General features: G+C 54.2%; 13 protein-coding genes. 8 read left to right on the plus strand and 5 right to left on the minus strand.

What is annotated here, in order from left to right; all coding sequences use genetic code 11:
• Window positions 1-184 precede the first annotated feature (184 nt).
• From mnmE to rpmH, 5 genes are read right to left on the minus strand one after another with little or no spacing between them, the layout of a single operon-like run.
• Window positions 185-1,540: a tRNA uridine-5-carboxymethylaminomethyl(34) synthesis GTPase MnmE gene (gene mnmE, locus ABY734_RS00830; RefSeq protein WP_372777047.1), complete on the minus strand. Its 1,356-nt coding sequence runs from the start codon at window positions 1,538-1,540 to the stop codon at window positions 185-187.
• Complete coding sequence (gene yidC, locus ABY734_RS00835) at window positions 1,541-3,211, minus strand: membrane protein insertase YidC (RefSeq protein WP_372777048.1); 1,671 nt, start codon at window positions 3,209-3,211, stop codon at window positions 1,541-1,543. It abuts the gene before it with no gap.
• Window positions 3,211-3,465 carry a membrane protein insertion efficiency factor YidD gene (yidD, locus tag ABY734_RS00840; RefSeq protein ID WP_372777049.1) on the minus strand — a complete coding sequence of 85 codons (255 nt, stop codon included), beginning with the start codon at window positions 3,463-3,465 and terminating at the stop codon, window positions 3,211-3,213. Before yidD ends, yidC begins: the two co-directional genes overlap by 1 nt.
• Window positions 3,456-3,857, minus strand: coding sequence for a ribonuclease P protein component (gene rnpA, locus ABY734_RS00845; protein WP_372777050.1), 402 nt, complete (start codon window positions 3,855-3,857; stop codon window positions 3,456-3,458). The genes yidD and rnpA overlap by 10 nt, the downstream gene beginning before the upstream one ends.
• A 29-nt stretch (window positions 3,858-3,886) precedes the next feature.
• Complete coding sequence (gene rpmH, locus ABY734_RS00850; RefSeq protein ID WP_143235735.1) at window positions 3,887-4,021, minus strand: 50S ribosomal protein L34; 135 nt, start codon at window positions 4,019-4,021, stop codon at window positions 3,887-3,889.
• Window positions 4,022-4,549: 528 nt separating this feature from the next.
• Here rpmH and dnaA point away from each other — a divergent pair.
• From dnaA to ABY734_RS00890, 8 genes are all read left to right on the plus strand, one after another.
• Complete coding sequence (gene dnaA, locus ABY734_RS00855; RefSeq protein WP_372777051.1) at window positions 4,550-5,965, plus strand: chromosomal replication initiator protein DnaA; 1,416 nt, start codon at window positions 4,550-4,552, stop codon at window positions 5,963-5,965.
• A gap of 123 nt (window positions 5,966-6,088) precedes the next feature.
• Window positions 6,089-7,195 (plus strand): DNA polymerase III subunit beta, encoded by a 1,107-nt coding sequence (gene dnaN / locus ABY734_RS00860; RefSeq protein WP_372777052.1) that lies wholly within the window; start codon window positions 6,089-6,091, stop codon window positions 7,193-7,195.
• A gap of 54 nt (window positions 7,196-7,249) precedes the next feature.
• Window positions 7,250-8,353 carry a DNA replication/repair protein RecF gene (gene recF / locus ABY734_RS00865; protein WP_372777053.1) on the plus strand — a complete coding sequence of 368 codons (1,104 nt, stop codon included), beginning with the start codon at window positions 7,250-7,252 and terminating at the stop codon, window positions 8,351-8,353.
• A 32-nt stretch (window positions 8,354-8,385) separates the two neighbouring features.
• Window positions 8,386-10,803 (plus strand): DNA topoisomerase (ATP-hydrolyzing) subunit B, encoded by a 2,418-nt coding sequence (gene gyrB, locus ABY734_RS00870; protein WP_372777054.1) that lies wholly within the window; start codon window positions 8,386-8,388, stop codon window positions 10,801-10,803.
• 156 nt (window positions 10,804-10,959) lie between these two features.
• Window positions 10,960-11,916, plus strand: a complete 957-nt coding sequence (locus ABY734_RS00875) for a diguanylate cyclase (RefSeq protein ID WP_372777055.1) — start codon at window positions 10,960-10,962, stop codon at window positions 11,914-11,916.
• Window positions 11,917-12,070: 154 nt separating this feature from the next.
• Window positions 12,071-12,967, plus strand: a complete 897-nt coding sequence (locus ABY734_RS00880) for an acyltransferase (protein ID WP_372777056.1) — start codon at window positions 12,071-12,073, stop codon at window positions 12,965-12,967.
• Window positions 12,968-13,051: 84 nt separating this feature from the next.
• Window positions 13,052-14,020 carry a diguanylate cyclase domain-containing protein gene (locus ABY734_RS00885; RefSeq protein ID WP_372777057.1) on the plus strand — a complete coding sequence of 323 codons (969 nt, stop codon included), beginning with the start codon at window positions 13,052-13,054 and terminating at the stop codon, window positions 14,018-14,020.
• A gap of 424 nt (window positions 14,021-14,444) precedes the next feature.
• Complete coding sequence (locus ABY734_RS00890; protein ID WP_372777058.1) at window positions 14,445-16,232, plus strand: ABC transporter ATP-binding protein/permease; 1,788 nt, start codon at window positions 14,445-14,447, stop codon at window positions 16,230-16,232.
• Window positions 16,233-16,266: the final 34 nt, after the last annotated feature.

Genomic DNA, 16,266 nt, shown 5'->3' on the forward strand with positions numbered 1-16,266 from the left:
CGCTATGCGCCCTCAATTCACAGCAAAAAAGTTGAAAGTTAAAGGGGTTGTGGTGACTATTTGATCAGATTTAGGGGTTAAGAATCGTGACTGACGCTGAAACTGAAGCTGGTGGGGATGCAAAAGCCTGCTTACCGAAGGAGTCCGGGGTTGCCGTAAAGGCCTTTGCGGGGATAGAGAAAGGCTATTTGCCGATACAGAAACTGGAAAAGATTTTTCCAAGCAGGTCGTCGGGGGTAAACTCGCCGGTAATGGTGCTCAGAGCATTCTGGCTGAGGCGTAATTCTTCAGCCAGTAGCTCACCGGCGCGGTAAACCATCAGTTGCTCTCTTCCCTGATCAAAATGCTGCTTGGCGTCGAGCAAGGCATCAATATGGCGCTGCCGGGCCGTGAACTGGCTGTCGCTACCACCGTGATAGCCCATGCAATCTTTCAGATGCTCGCGCAAGCGATCAATACCCGCTTGCGCCTTGGCTGAAAGGTTCAGCGCATGACCGTCGTCGCGTTCACCTATCGACAAGCCGGACAGATCCGCCTTGTTGTGTATAACGGTTAGCTTGTCGCGGTGGCTTTGGAATTGAGCAAGCAGATCGTCGGCGCTGTGGGGGTCGGTGGAATCGATCACCAGCAGAATGCGGTCGGCGTCGTCGATAACTTGCCAGGCGCGGCGAATGCCTTCCTGCTCTACCTGATCGACGCTGTCGCGCAAACCGGCGGTATCGATGACATGCAGTGGCATACCTTCGATCAGAATGGTCTCACGAAGCACGTCGCGGGTGGTGCCGGCGATATCGGTGACAATGGCGGACTCGCGTCCAGCCAGCGCGTTAAGCAGACTGGATTTTCCGGCATTGGGTTTGCCGGCAATGGCTACCGTCATGCCTTCGCGCAAAAGCGCCCCCTGTTTTGCGCTGCTTAATAATTTTGTTAGATCTCTATCAAGGTTTTCCAGTCCGAGTCGAACGGTTTCGTCGCTGAGAAAATCCACTTCTTCTTCGGGAAAATCGATTGCCGCTTCCACATACATACGCAGATGAATCAAGGCTTCGACCAGATCTTGAACGCGACGGCTGAACTCTCCTTCCAGCGACCGAACCGCATTTTTGGCCGCCTGTTCTGAGGCGCTGTCGATCAAGTCGGCGATGGCTTCAGCCTGGGCCAGATCAATTTTGTCGTTGAGAAAAGCCCGCTCGGAAAACTCGCCGGGCTTTGCCAGACGTGCACCTAGGCGGACTATTTCTCGCAACAGCAATTGTAAAACCACGGGGCCGCCATGGCCCTGCAGTTCCAATACGTCTTCACCGGTAAAGGAATTCGGTCCTGGAAAGTAAAGGGCGAGGCCGCTGTCTATCGCCTCAATTGAAGTGTTAGATGTGGCGTAGAACTGCGAGAAGTGTGCATACCGCGGCTTAAGCGTTTTGTTATTAAGAATAGCCTGGGCGATGGCCAGACACTTGGGGCCGGAAATACGAATGACGCCGACGCCACCCCGCCCGGCCGGGGTGGCGATGGCGGCGATGGTGTCGGTGTGAACGTTCATTCAGCTTTTGGCTGCGTTTTTCTCAATACTGCGGGTGATTATGTACTGCTGAGCGATGGACAGCAGGTTGTTGACTACCCAATACAGCACCAGACCAGCCGGGAAGAACAGGAAGAAGAAGGTAAAGATCACCGGCAGCCACTGCATGACTTTGGCCTGCATAGGATCGGGCGGCGGCGGGTTGAGTTTCTGCTGAACAAACATGGAAGCGCCCATGATAATCGGCAGAATGAAGTAAGGATCCATCGCCGACAGGTCATTGATCCAGCCGAAGAACGGTGCGTGGCGCAGCTCGACACTTTCCATCAACACCCAGTACAGCGCAATAAAAACGGGCATCTGTACAAGAATGGGCAGACAGCCGCCAAGCGGATTGATCTTCTCTTTTTTGTAGAGCTCCATCATTGCCTGAGACTGTTTCTGGCGGTCGTCGGCGTGTCGCTCGCGAATCTCAAGCAGCTTGGGTTGTACCCGGCGCATATTGGCCATGGAGCGGAAGGCGGTGGCATTGAGCTGGAAGAAGACAATCTTTACCAGCAAGGTGACGCCGATAATGGCCAGCCCCCAGTTACCCACCAGTTTATGAATCTGGGTCAAGAGCCAGAACAGCGGTTGGGCGATCCACCACAGCCAGCCGTAGTCGACGCTCAACTCCAGCCCCTCGGATATTTCCTGCAGGGCGTACTGATCTTTCGGTCCGATATACAGGCGGGCGGTCATATGGCCGGTTGATTTGGGTTCTACCACCTGAGGTGCTGAGGTATAGCGGGCAATATTGTCGCCACTGCGGGTGACCGAGGTGGAGAAAAAATTCTGTTGCTCCGCGGGTGGAACCCAGGCGCTGAGGAAGTAATGCTGGATTATAGCGATCCAACCGCCCTGCATTTCCAGCTTGAGGGGTTTGTCGCGCATTTTGTCGAAGGCGAGTTTTTCAAAGCGCTCTTCCGATGTGCGATAGCCCACACCAAGAAAGGGCTGCATGCCCATCATGCCGCTGTCCTGGGTTGCCGGGTCTTCACTGTTGTCGCGCTTGAGCTGGGTAAACAGCACGCCCTGCCATTGTTCATCACTGCGATTGTCGATTTCGTAGTCCATTTCGACAAGGTAGGAGCCGCGCTTAAAGCGATAGTGTTTATAGATGGTGATATCGCGACTTTGACCATAGGCCAGGGTCACGGTCAGTTCGTCCTGGCCCTCGCTGAGCTGGTAACTGGCGTTTTCAGTGACAAAGGTGGGGCGACCGTCGCGGGTATCGGTGCCGTTTTTACCGATCAGACCGCTTTGGGCGATATATTCGCGCCGGCGATTCTGCTCGAGAATGACGAAGGGCTGGTCGGGGGTGTCAATTTCTGCGTGATGTTTTGGCAGTGCGGCATAAATAATATCGCCGCCCGAGAGATCTATGGTCAGCTCTAACACATCGGTGCTGACGCTGACGGTATCGCTGCCGTGGCTGGATATGAGTTCTGCATCCTGTTCAGCTGGGGCTGAGCTAACTTCCGGAATATCTTCCCCAGAGGATTGAGCCGCTGCTCTGGCCGTGACTTGGGTGGAATCGGCCTGGGCGCTGACGGCGGCAGGTTCCTGCTGGCGGAATGCGGCCCATTCCACAACTAGCATAAACGACAATACCGCGATCGCGGCGATCAGCAAGGTGCGTTGTATATCCATTATGACTGAGATGCCTGCGTTGAAGGTTTGATTTGGTTTTTCCCGGCAGGCACAGGGTCGTAGCCGCCGGGGTTAAAGGGGTGGCAGCGACAGAGCCGGCGGGTGGCCAGCCAGCCGCCGCGAAGACTGCCGTGATGCTCTATGGCTTCAAGAGCGTATTGGGAACAGCTGGGGTGAAAGCGACAGTGACTGGCCATCATTGGGCTGATGGTATAGCGGTAAAGTCGAATCAGGGCTGTCAGTATCAGTCGCATGACTTGGCTTCATCTTCCTGCTGCTGCCGGCGCGCCTGCTTTTCGACGCGGCGTTGAAGTTGCTTCCACAGTTGGTTGCAACTGTCGTGAAGCTGAGGGTTGTCTAGTGTATCCAATCCTCTGCGCGCAAGCACTACGATATCCAGGCCGGTGATGACCTGTTGCTGGCGGAAGCTCTCACGGATGATGCGTTTGACCCGATTGCGTTGCACCGCAAGGCGGACGTTCTTCTTGGCAATAACAAGACCAAGGCGGGCATGGGGGAGTTGATTGGGTACAGCGAGAAACAGGAGTTCCGGGGAGGAAACCTTCAGGCGGGCATTATCAAAGACTGATTTGAAATCCCGTGCGTTCAGCAACCGTGACGCTTTTCCAAAACCTGCGTTCGTCACGGTGCTGGATGACCATCGCGAATGCCCGATCAGGCAGCGAGACGCTTGCGACCTTTGGCGCGACGACGGGCCAGAACCTGACGGCCGTTTTTGGTGGCCATGCGGGCACGGAAACCGTGGGTGCGCTTGCGTTTCAGAACGCTGGGTTGAAAAGTTCTTTTCATGATTCTGCTCCAAAGCCGCTTTCGTGGGCTTTCCTGCTTCCTATATAAGAAGGAAGACTTGTGCCGTGTTCTGTCGGAGTGAAAACAAAGACACCGACGCTAAAATTAAGGATCGCGAATTCTAGTGAATATTGTCAGTAAAGGCAATGAATTTTTCGAGGGCTTTGATCATAGGAAACCGTCGATAGGGGCGAACGCGAGTCTGTCCTTTTGGTGGTATGTAAGTGCTCACAAAAGCGGTGTTGAACAGCTTATCCACAGCTCTGTACCCGAGTTATACACATTTGTTTCCTGTGAAATAAATATAAAATTATTACTTTTTCAAAAATAAGATAACTATTTGAAAAATATTGTATAAATTAAAAGTCAATGGGAAAAATTTTTTTATTTCCCTGTGGATAAAGCCCAAAAACACGCGTTAAAATAGCGTCCTTCGATGGGAGGTCGTCCCGATTTTGGGGATAACTGCCCTCGTGCGACATTCACAGCAATAACAATTACAACGATAACAAGGCAGGAGAAGTTTCAGTGCCGGAAGCCGCTTGGGAACAGTGTCTCAATTACTTGCAGAGCGAGTTGCCATCCCAACAGTTTAACACCTGGATTCGACCTTTGCGGGCCGTTGCCAATGGCAGTCAGCTGCAACTGCTAGCGCCTAACCGTTTTATTAAAGACTGGGTTGTTGATCGTTATCTGGACCGGATTTCTCAGATTGTCAGCGAGGTCAGCACTCAGCCCGGTTGTGATGTGGTGGTGGATATTGGCGCGCGCGCACCGATTCGCCCCATAGGAAGTCCGGCACCCAGTGCCACGCAGAGCGCTCCACGGGTCGAGCCTGCGCCCCGACCCGCAGCAGAACCGTCACCGCAGGCCTCAAGACCGGCGCGGGTGCGGCGGGTTGAAGTGGAGGGTGGTATTCGGCACCAGAGTTCACTGATAGAAAATCACACCTTTGACACCTTCGTAGAGGGTAAATCCAATCAGCTGGCGCGGGCGGCTGCCATGCAGGTGGCGGAAAATCCGGGTCAGGCCTACAACCCGGTCTTTCTCTACGGTGGGGTCGGTCTGGGCAAGACCCACCTCATGCATGCCGTGGGCAACGCCATGCTTAAACAAAAGCCGGATGCGAAAATTGTCTACCTGCATTCCGAGCGTTTTGTTGCTGATATGGTCAAGGCCCTGTCGCTCAATGCGATTAATGAGTTCAAGCGCTATTACCGCAGCGTCGACGCGCTGCTGATTGACGATATTCAGTTTTTTGCGAACAAAGATCGCTCCCAGGAAGAGTTTTTTCATACCTTTAACGCCCTGCTTGAAGGTGGTCAGCAAATGATTCTGACCTGTGATCGCTACCCGAAAGAAATCAATGGTCTGGAAGAGCGATTAAAGTCACGTTTTGGTTGGGGTCTGACGGTTGCCGTCGAACCGCCGGAGCTGGAAACCCGGGTGGCTATTCTGATGAAGAAGGCGGAGCAGGAAAAAATTGATCTGCCCCAGGATGCGGCCTTTTTTATTGGTCAGCGGGTGCGCTCCAATGTGCGCGAGCTGGAAGGCGCACTGAAACGAGTGATCGCCAGCGCCCGCTTTATGGCGCGCACGATTGATATACCCCTGATTCGAGAATCCTTGAAGGATCTGCTGGCCTTGCAGGACAAGCAGGTCAGTGTCGATAATATTCAGCGCACGGTTGCCGAATACTACAAAATCAAGGTGGCCGACCTGACCTCCAAGCGGCGCAGTCGCTCCGTGGCCCGGCCCCGACAGTTGGCGATGGCCTTGGCGAAGGAACTGACTAACCAGAGTCTGCCGGAAATTGGCGACAGTTTCGGAGGTCGTGACCATACGACGGTCTTGCACGCCTGCCGAAAAATCAAAGAGTTGCGCGAGACCAGTGCTGACATTCGCGAAGACTATCAGAACCTGCTGCGCTCTCTGACCACCTGACGCTTGCAGGGTACTGCTTTTATTGCATTTTTTAACCTCCTGGCATAGGACTTTGCGGTTTTGTGCCGTATGATTACTGTTGAAAAATGAATCAATAATTCCAATTGGGATCGCCTGCCGACTATGAAATTTACCATTGCCCGCGAGGCCTTGCTGAAACCCCTGAATCTGGTAGCTGGTGTAGTGGAACGCCGCCAGACACTGGCTATTCTGGCGAATGTACAACTGGTGCTTGAAGGCCAGGAGTTGTCGCTCACCGGGACCGACCTTGAAGTTGAGTTGATTGGCCGGGTTGAACTGCCTTCGCCGCCCGCCTCCGAGGGCGAAATTACTGTACCGGCCCGCAAGCTGGTGGATATCTGTAAGTCTCTGCCAGAGGGTTCCGAGCTGGAATTCTCGCTTGACGAAAACCGCTTGATTCTGAAATCCGGTCGCAGCCGCTTTACCCTATCAACTCTACCGGCCTCGGACTTTCCGAGTGTGGATCAAACCGAATCCGGGCAGAGCTTTACGGTCAAGCAAGGTGACATCAAGCGCCTGATTGAAAAAACCTCCTTTGCCATGGCGCAGCAGGATGTTCGTTACTACCTCAATGGCATGCTGTGGGAGCTGGCGGCAACGCACCTGCGGACTGTAGCCACTGATGGCCACCGCCTGGCCATGTGCACCCTGACAGCGGAGCTGGGAATTAGTCAGAACGCTCAGGTAATTGTGCCCCGCAAAGGCGTCAATGAGCTGGTTCGTCTGTTGATGGATGATGACCAGGACGCGGATATTCAGTTAAGCAACAACCATCTACGGGTGGTAACCCCCGGCTTTACCTTCACTTCAAAACTGATTGACGGCAAATTTCCGGACTATGAGCGCGTGCTGCCACGCAGCAGTACGAAAGAAGTTCTCGGTGATCGCGGCGTTTTGCGGCAGGCTTTTGGTCGAACCTCCATCCTGTCGAATGAAAAGTATCGGGGCATTCGCTTGTTGCTGACCAGTGGTGAGCTCAAAATTCAGGCAAACAACCCGGAACAGGAAGAAGCGGAAGAGATTATTGCGGTCGACTACGAGGGGCCGGACCTCGAAATCGGCTTCAATGTCAGTTACTTGATGGACGTACTGGCGGTTATGACCAGTGATAATGTCAAAATACTGCTCTCGGATTCCAATAGCAGCGCCTTGCTTGAAGAACCCGAAGCCAGCGAATGCAGTTATGTTGTTATGCCGATGCGCCTGTAAGGCGGATTGGCGATGAGGAGGGGTGGCACAGGCCACCCTTTTTTTCGCTAGATTATGCTCCTGCAACAGCTCCAGCTGTCTAATTTTCGCATTATTGAGTCGGCGCGCTTAAGTGATCTGGCATCCGTCAATCTGATAAGCGGTCGCAACGGCTCCGGTAAGACTTCCCTTCTTGAAGCAATCCACGTCCTAGGTCATGGTCGCTCCTTTCGTACTCGTAAGTGGCAGCGACTGGTTCGCTATGAACAAGCTGGTTTTTTAATTACAGGCGTGGGCACCAACAACCGGGGCGAGCAGCGAATTGGTATAGAAAGACGATTGGCTGACTCCTCTCCTAGCGTGAGGCTGAACGGGGAAAGTCTTCGGGCGACCAGTGAGCTCGCCGCCCTGCTACCGATACAAATTCTGGATAGTGCCGGCTTCTCGCTGTTGGAAGGGCCGCCGGAATATCGCCGGCAGTTGTTGGATTGGGCAGTGTTTCACGTGGAACCTTTTCGTTTTCTGCAGGCCTGGCGTCGCTATCAGAAGGCCCTGAAACAGCGTAATGCCTTGCTTCGAAGCAATCGAGTCGACAAACAAGCGCTTTCACCCTGGACTGATGAACTGGCGGTACAGGGTGAATTGATACACGAACTGCGCACTGCACAGTTGGAACGGCTGCTACCCCTGCTGGTGGAGATGCACGCGGCACTAAATAGCGGTGTATCGGTGCCGGTGGAGGTGGCGGTAGATTATTATCCCGGCTGGAACCGGGAGCGCAATCCGCTTCGGGCGAAGCTCGATATGGAAATCGATCGGGATATTGAGCTGGGCTATACCCGAGATGGCCCTCATCGCGCCGATTTACGTGTTCGCAGCGCGGGACAGTCTGTGGTCGAGGTCTTCTCGCGGGGCCAGTTAAAGTCCCTTGTGGCGGCTTTTCGGCTGTCACAGGCGAAGTTATTGCGCCAATATGGTATAAAGAGTGTCTTTCTGGTTGATGATCTGGCCGCGGAGCTCGACAGTGATCGGCGCGCGCGTTTTATCGACGAATTATTAAAATTGGACTGTCAGAGCTTTTTTACCGCGATCAATGCGTCGGACCTTAGCGCTAGCTTTGGTTCAACAAAGATAAAAATGTTTCACGTGGAACATGGTCGCGTTACCCCCCTACCCTGACCTGCCCTCCGGCTGGTGTTACGAGGATTAGTATGAGCGAAGGTAAACAATACGATTCATCGAGTATCAAGGTGCTGAAAGGCCTGGATGCGGTGCGTAAGCGTCCGGGCATGTACATCGGGGATACCGACGACGGCACAGGCTTGCACCACATGGTGTTTGAGGTTGTCGACAACTCGATCGACGAGGCACTGGCTGGTTACTGCAGCAAGATCGAAGTGGTGATTCATCCCGATGAGTCCATCACCGTGCGCGATAACGGCCGGGGAATCCCCACCGAGATTCACGAGGAAGGGGTATCTGCCGCTGAAGTCATCATGACGGTGCTGCACGCCGGGGGTAAGTTCGACGACAATACCTATAAGGTATCCGGCGGCCTGCATGGGGTTGGGGTCTCAGTAGTTAATGCCCTGTCCAAGAAGCTGGTGATGACTATCCGTCGCGGTGGCAAGGTTCACGAGCAAACCTATACCCACGGTGTGCCGGATGCACCGCTGGCCGTGGTGGGTGATGCCGACACCACCGGCACGGAAATGCGCTTCCACCCGTCTGAAGACACCTTTACCAATATTGAATTTCACTTCGACATCCTCGCCAAACGCCTGCGGGAGCTGGCTTTCCTCAATTCAGGGGTTAATATCGACCTGATCGACGAGCGCAGCGGCGAGAAAGAGAACTTCTGCTATGAAGGCGGACTGAAAGCCTTTGTTGAGTTCCTTAACCAGAACAAAAGCCCGATTAACAATGTCTTCCATTTCACCACTGAGGGTGAAGGCGGCATCTCGGTGGAGGTGGCGCTACAGTGGAATGACGGCTTCCAGGAAAACCTCTACTGCTACACAAACAATATCCCCCAGCGTGACGGCGGCACACACCTGGCGGGTTTCCGGGCTGGTCTGACCCGCAACCTGAACAACTACATCGAACAGGAAGGCCTGGCCAAGAAAGCCAAAATCAGTACCACCGGTGACGATGCCCGGGAGGGTCTGACCGCCATTGTCTCGGTGAAGGTGCCCGATCCCAAATTCTCATCCCAGACCAAAGACAAGCTGGTATCCAGCGAAGTGAAAACCGTGGTTGAACAGGCCATGAGCGACAAGTTCGGTGATTTCCTGCTGGAAAACCCCAACGAAGCCAAGGTGGTTGTGCAGAAAATGCTGGATGCCGCCCGGGCCCGTGAAGCGGCCCGCAAGGCCCGTGAAATGACCCGCCGCAAGGGTGCGTTGGATATCGCGGGCTTGCCTGGCAAGCTGGCGGATTGCCAGGAAAAAGATCCAGCACTTTCAGAGATTTACCTAGTGGAGGGTGACTCGGCAGGCGGCAGTGCCAAACAGGGCCGCGATCGTCGCACACAGGCGATCTTGCCGCTCAAAGGTAAAATTCTGAACGTAGAAAAGGCGCGGTTCGATAAAATGCTGTCCTCAGCCGAGGTGGGCACCATTGTCACCGCACTGGGTTGTGGTATTGGCAAGTCCGAATTCAACGTTGAGAAACTGCGCTACCACTACATTATTATCATGACGGATGCGGACGTCGACGGCTCCCACATCCGTACCCTCCTCCTGACCTTTTTCTTCCGTCAGATGCCGGAACTGATTGAGCAGGGTCATATTTTTATCGCCCAGCCGCCGCTCTACAAAATCGGCCGGGGCAAATCGCACACCTATCTGAAAGATGATGACGCGCTCAACGAGTACCTGACCAATTCCGCACTGGAAGACGCCGCCCTGTTCGTTCATCCGGACGCGCCGGGCATCAGCGGTGAGGCCTTGGAGCAGCTGGTACGCGACTATCGGGGCGTAGAAAAAGTCATCGACCGACTCAGCCGTGTCTACCCAGATATTGCGCTGTGGCAAATGCTGGACGCCCCCACCCTGACCCAGGAAGGCATGCAGGATCGCAGTGTGGTTGAAGAATGGTGCGCTGATCTGGAGCGACGTTTGGGCGAGACGGTTCTGGCCAAACACAACCGATACGCGGTGGTTGTAGACGAAGACAAAGAGCGCCATGATTTCCGTCCCCGGATAACCATCATCGCTCACGGAGTAAGTACTGACTACCTGCTGACAAGAGAGTTTATAGGGTCTTCCGAGTACGCGAAGATAAAATCACTGGGCGAGAAACTGTCCGGGCTGCTTGAGGAAGGAGCCTATGTTCAACGCGGCGAGCGCAAAGAGCCGGTGGACAATTTTGGCGACGCCCTAACCTGGCTGATGAAGCAGGCGGAGCGCGGCTACAACATTCAGCGCTATAAAGGTCTTGGTGAAATGAACCCGGACCAGCTCTGGGAAACCACTATGGATCCACAGGGGCGCCGCATGCTGCGGGTCACGATCGAAGACGCCATTGCGGCGGATCAGATCTTTACCACCCTGATGGGCGATGTGGTCGAGCCGCGTCGGGCCTTTATTGAAACCAACGCCCTGAACGTCGCCAACCTGGACGTTTAAGATAAACGGCGCCGGCTATCCAGCCGGCGTCAGGCATTCTTTTTTGCCCAACCTTAAACACCTCCGCCCTTCTGTATGCGTAAAAGTACGTGTAGCTATCCGGTTTGCCATCCTCTAGCCTCAGCTCATTGTGGATAGAAACTGCGGTGGTACCCTATGCTTGAAGCTCCTGCTCCCAGAGATGATGATGAGCGCGTAGCGGCGCTGCGAGCGTTGAACATTCTCGATACCGCATCAGAAGAACGCTTTGACCGCCTGACACGCTTGGCGACAAGATTATTTGAAGTGCCAATCGCCCTGGTCAGCCTGATTGACCATAACCGACAGTGGTTCAAATCCGTTCAGGGGCTTTCGGTTACCGAAACGCCGAGAAATATTTCCTTCTGCGGTCATGTGGTTTTTTGCCATGAGACGCTGGTGATAAAAGACGCTTCCAGAGATGCGCGCTTTGCGGACAACCCTCTCGTCACCGGTGCGCCCCACATCAGGTTCTATGCGGGGTATCCCTTGAAGGATATGAACGGCTATGTCATGGGTACCTTATGTATTATTGATTCTTCACCTCGCTCATTTTCCAAAGACGACCTGCAAAACCTGACTGATCTTGGGCAAATGGCTGAAAGGGAACTGAATGCCATACAGCTGGCGACCCACGACACCCTGACCGGCTTGTCAAATCGTCGGGGGCTGGAGGTGTTGGCGGAAAAGGCACTGAAATATTGCGTCCGACACAATGCGCCCACCAGCCTGGCCTTTATCGACCTGAACAAGTTCAAAGCGATTAACGACCAGTACGGCCATGCGGCCGGCGACAATGTGTTGAAAACCTTCTCGGCAATGATGCTTGAAAGGTTTCGCGACTCCGATATCTGTGCGCGGCTGGGGGGTGATGAATTCGTCGTACTGATGCTGGATGCCACAGAGCAGCAGGCGGCGCAGGCCATTGAAAATTTCCGAGAAGCTATCGCTGAAGCCGGCGACAAGGGGGTGTGGCCTTGTCCCATCACCTTTTCCAGCGGCGTCGTCCTCTACAATCCCTTCAGACACGCCTCTTTGCATCAGCTTTTGCAGGAAAGCGACAAGCTGATGTACCAGCAAAAAGCGAGGTCGTAGACCTTAAAAGTCATAAAGCGGTGTAGACGCAGCGAGCGGGCCTGCGCTGCGCTTGCGTTCCAGTTCTGCTTCTCTAGGGGGTCGCGGGGTGCCATGCAATCACGGTGAAATGGCACTACAATGTTGTCACCAATAACACCAACGGATCCTGACCGTGCTTGCTTTTTTACCTCACTGGCTGCGGGGCAGTCTCAGCCTTTTTCTGATCGCCCTATCGACACTGTTCTGGTTTATACCGCTGATTCTGCTTGCCTTTATCAAGCTGCTGATCCCGATTCACGGGGTGAGAGCGCTTTGTACACGACTGCTTATTGAAATCGCCACCCTATGGATTGGATTCAATAACCGTCTGCTGGATACCATGAACCGCATTGACTGGGATGTATCCGGCCTCGACCAACTCAGGCCCGATGACTGGTATCTGGTCACCTGCAACCACCAATCCTGGGCGGATATTCTCGTGGTACAGAAGGTGCTGCACCGGCGCACACCGATGCTCAAGTTTTTTCTGAAGCAGCAGTTGATCTGGGTGCCGGTTATCGGTGTGGCCTGGTGGGCGCTGGATTTTCCCTTTATGAAGCGCTACACCGCCGAGCAGATCGCGAAAAACCCCAGCCTGAAGGGCAAGGACCTGGAAACCACCCGCCGCGCCTGTGAGAAGTTTCAGTACACCCCGGTGGCCGTTTTCAATTTCATGGAAGGCACGCGCTTTACTCCGCAAAAACACGAAGCCCAGGATTCGCCCTACCGTCACCTGCTTAAGCCCAAGGCCGGCGGCACCGGCTTTGTGCTGGGGGCGATGGGCAAACAGCTGCATACGCTGCTGAATATTACCCTCCACTACCCCGGTCCAAGCTTCGGTTTCTGGGATCTTATCAGTGGCCGCATCAACCGCATCGTTGTGCGCATTGAAGCCCTGCCCATTCCTGAAGAATTGCGTGGGCGGAACTATCAGGAAGACGATAGCTACCGCTTCCAGGTGCAACAATGGGTCGGTGAGCTATGGCAAGAAAAAGACGCTCTACTTCAAGATTTACGGAATAACAATTAGCCTGTCAGTGGTGTAGGTTGTTACCGTGTTTCATCAATACATTGAGCTTACAACTTAAGCAGAAATTGATGAGGTGGTACCACGATGAATCCTGCACCGATTCCAGGAAGCGATCGTGAACGCGTTGATGCCTTGCATCGATTGAAGGTTTTGGATACGCCGGCCGAGGAGCGGTTTGACCGGTTGACGCGTCTGGCAAAAAAACTGTTTGATGTGCCCATTGCCTTGGTAAGTCTGGTGGATGAAAATCGCCAGTGGTTCAAATCCAGGGATGGGCTGGATGCCCCTGAAACACCAAGAGACATATCATTCTGCGGCCATGCGGTCTATGAAGATGATCTTCTGGTTATCAACGACGCCAGCCTCGATGAGCGATTTTGTGACAACCCTCTGGTCGTGGGCGGGCCCAATATCAGGTTCTACGCCGGCTACCCGCTGCGGGATCAGGACGGCCACGCATTGGGTACGTTGTGCCTGATCGACAGGCAGCCGCGCTATCTGGATGAGTACGATATGGAATCTCTTCAGGATCTGGCGGTCATGGCTGAGAACGAGCTGATCGCCACAAAAATGGCGACCGTCGATGACCTGACCGGGCTGTCCAATCGGCGTGGATTTGTCATGCTGGCCGAAAAAAGCCTGAAACTGGCGGAGCGCCAACAATATCCCTTGAGTCTGCTATTTTTAGACCTGAATAAATTCAAGCCGATAAACGACAAATTCGGGCATGCCGAAGGAGATCGGGTACTAACAGATTTTGCCGATATGCTGAAAAGTGAATTTAGAAGCTCGGATATATTTGCCCGTCTTGGTGGTGATGAATTTGTGGTGTTGTTGTCGGATACGAGTAAAGCGGGTGCGCAAGCGGGCGTTGAAAAATTCTCCAGGGCGGTGGCCAAGTACAACCGCACTTCCAGTAAACCCTACGAGATAGCCTTTTCTGCCGGGGTTGTTCAATACAGCCGATTTCGCCATGACAGCCTCGAAGCCCTGCTCGCCGATGGTGATGAGATGATGTATGCCGCGAAGAAACAAGGGCAAGTCAGCCGTTGAAAGACAAGGCTTTTGTCCTTGTGACTTTACCAGATTTCTTTGCGAGCTTTACTTCCAAATTCGCTATCGTCTGTCGTGGTTTAACGCGTAGTGCTTTTATTTCTTAAGGTTTTCCACGAGTATATTTTCAATACCCAGGCCATCGACTTTAGTTCAACCTGAATACTTCTTAAAATACCGCGAGCTCGCTCGATATTGATTTTAAGACCGTGTTTTAATCGGTCCGCTATCACACAGGCGTGTATAGCTCTCATTTCGGCGTCGATGATAACGTCGGCTGCGACTCCTGAAATCGCGACACAGGTATTGAAGGGATCACCGATACCTTAGCAGACCAGCAAGAAACAGCCCTTCTGTGTCTCCGGCAGTCGTGCCTGTCCGGGCCCCAAGGGTATACTGCGCAATCCTTTTATAGAGAGTGATCATGCGCAGTCAGCAAACTCACGTTCACGCCCGCGATATCAACTGGCGCGTGTTGCGCCAGCTCTGGCCCTACCTGTTTGAATTTCGCTCCCGCATAGCACTGGCCTTGCTCTGTCTGGTGGGTGCCAAGCTCGCGAGTGTCGGCCTGCCTTTTATTCTTAAACACCTGGTGGATGATCTGGACCGGGCCAGTTCGATGCTGGTCGCCCTGCCGTTGGGACTGCTATTGGCCTACGGCACGGTGCGCTTTGCCAATGTGCTGTTCGGCGAGCTGCGCGATACGCTGTTCGGGCGCGTGACGGAACGGGCAATGCGACGTATTGGCCTGAAGGCCTTTCAGCATCTGCATGCGCTCGATCTGGAGTTTCACCTTAACCGCCGCACCGGTGGTCTGTCGCGGGATATTGAGCGCGGCACCAACGGCATCAGTTTCCTGCTGCGTTTTATGGTCTTCAATATAGTACCCACCTTTATCGAGATTGGTCTGGTGGTGGTTCTGTTGTGGGTTAATTACAACATCTGGTTTGCCCTGATCGTGTTGCTCGCGGTGAGCTGCTATGTGGCGTTTTCGGTTTTTGCTACCGAATGGCGTACCCGCTATGTGCGCGAAGCCAATGAGGCCGAGTCGCGCACCAGCACCCGCGCCGTGGACAGTCTGCTGAATTTCGAAACGGTGAAATACTTCGGTAATGAAGGCTTTGAAGCACGCCACTACGATTCGGAGCTGGCAAGTTGGGAAACGGCCCGCCGCCGTAACCGCCTGAGTCTGTTTGCCCTGAACGGCGGTCAGGCCCTGATCATCGCCGCCAGCATGACCGCAGCGATGGTCTTGGCGGCGCAGCAGGTGCTGGCCGAGCAGATGACGCTGGGCGACTTTGTGCTGATCAACGCCTTTATGATGCAGATTTTCATGCCGCTCAATTTCCTCGGTTTTGTCTACCGGGAAATGAAGGGCGCAATGGCCAATATCGAGGCCTTGTTTGCTTTGCTTGCCCAGGTGCCGGCGATAAAGGATGCAGACGACGCCGCTGACTTGGTGGTCAGCGAGGGGCGTATCGACTTTGAGCAGGTCAGCTTTCACTATGACTCGCAGCGCCCCATCATCGAAAACCTGAGCTTTTCCGTAGCACCACGTCGCAAGCTGGCGATTGTCGGCAGCAGTGGTGCGGGCAAGTCTACGCTGTTCAAATTGCTGTTTCGGTTTTACGAGGTTTGCGGCGGACGGATTCTGATCGACGGTCAGGATATTCGCTCAGTGAGTCAGGCCTCTTTGCGTGCCGCTATTGGGGTCGTGCCCCAGGACAGTGTGCTGTTCAATATGAGTATTGGCGAGAATATTCGCTACGGCCGCGTGGATGCGAGCGATGAAGACGTATGGGAAGCGGTGCGCACTGCCCACCTGGAAAGTTTTATCAACAGCCTGCCGCAAGGGCTGGATACCCGCGTCGGCGAGCGCGGCTTGAAACTGTCGGGGGGTGAAAGGCAGCGGGTTGCGATTGCCCGTACCATCCTCAAGCGCCCCCCTATTCTGGTGTTTGATGAGGCCACTTCGTCACTGGACAGTCGCTCGGAGCGCAGCATTGTTGACGCTATGCGCGACATTGCCAGCGACCACACCAGCCTGGTGATTGCTCACCGCTTGTCGACTATTGTCGATGCCGATGAAATCGTTGTGCTTGATAAAGGCAGGTTGGTAGAGCGCGGTACCCATACTGAGCTGCTGATGCAGGGAGGGCAATACGCAGCGCTGTGGGCCCTGCAGCAGTCAGAGCGGCGGGAGTTGGAATAAACCCGCCGCTACCGGCACTGTGTTTTGCTGAAAG

This window comes from Litorivivens sp. (assembly GCF_041624475.1).
GTDB lineage: Bacteria > Pseudomonadota > Gammaproteobacteria > Pseudomonadales > Spongiibacteraceae > Litorivivens.

Bases quoted from the DNA above. Each gene is read 5' to 3' on its own strand.
- mnmE (WP_372777047.1), bottom strand. From the start codon at position 1,540: ATGAACGTTCACACCGACACCATCGCCGCCATCGCCACCCCGGCCGGG.
- yidC (WP_372777048.1), bottom strand. From the start codon at position 3,211: ATGGATATACAACGCACCTTGCTGATCGCCGCGATCGCGGTATTGTCG.
- yidD (WP_372777049.1), bottom strand. From the start codon at position 3,465: ATGCGACTGATACTGACAGCCCTGATTCGACTTTACCGCTATACCATC.
- rpmH (WP_143235735.1), bottom strand. From the start codon at position 4,021: ATGAAAAGAACTTTTCAACCCAGCGTTCTGAAACGCAAGCGCACCCAC.
- dnaN (WP_372777052.1), top strand. From the start codon at position 6,089: ATGAAATTTACCATTGCCCGCGAGGCCTTGCTGAAACCCCTGAATCTG.
- recF (WP_372777053.1), top strand. From the start codon at position 7,250: ATGCTCCTGCAACAGCTCCAGCTGTCTAATTTTCGCATTATTGAGTCG.
- gyrB (WP_372777054.1), top strand. From the start codon at position 8,386: ATGAGCGAAGGTAAACAATACGATTCATCGAGTATCAAGGTGCTGAAA.
- ABY734_RS00875 (WP_372777055.1), top strand. From the start codon at position 10,960: ATGCTTGAAGCTCCTGCTCCCAGAGATGATGATGAGCGCGTAGCGGCG.
- ABY734_RS00885 (WP_372777057.1), top strand. From the start codon at position 13,052: ATGAATCCTGCACCGATTCCAGGAAGCGATCGTGAACGCGTTGATGCC.
- ABY734_RS00890 (WP_372777058.1), top strand. From the start codon at position 14,445: ATGCGCAGTCAGCAAACTCACGTTCACGCCCGCGATATCAACTGGCGC.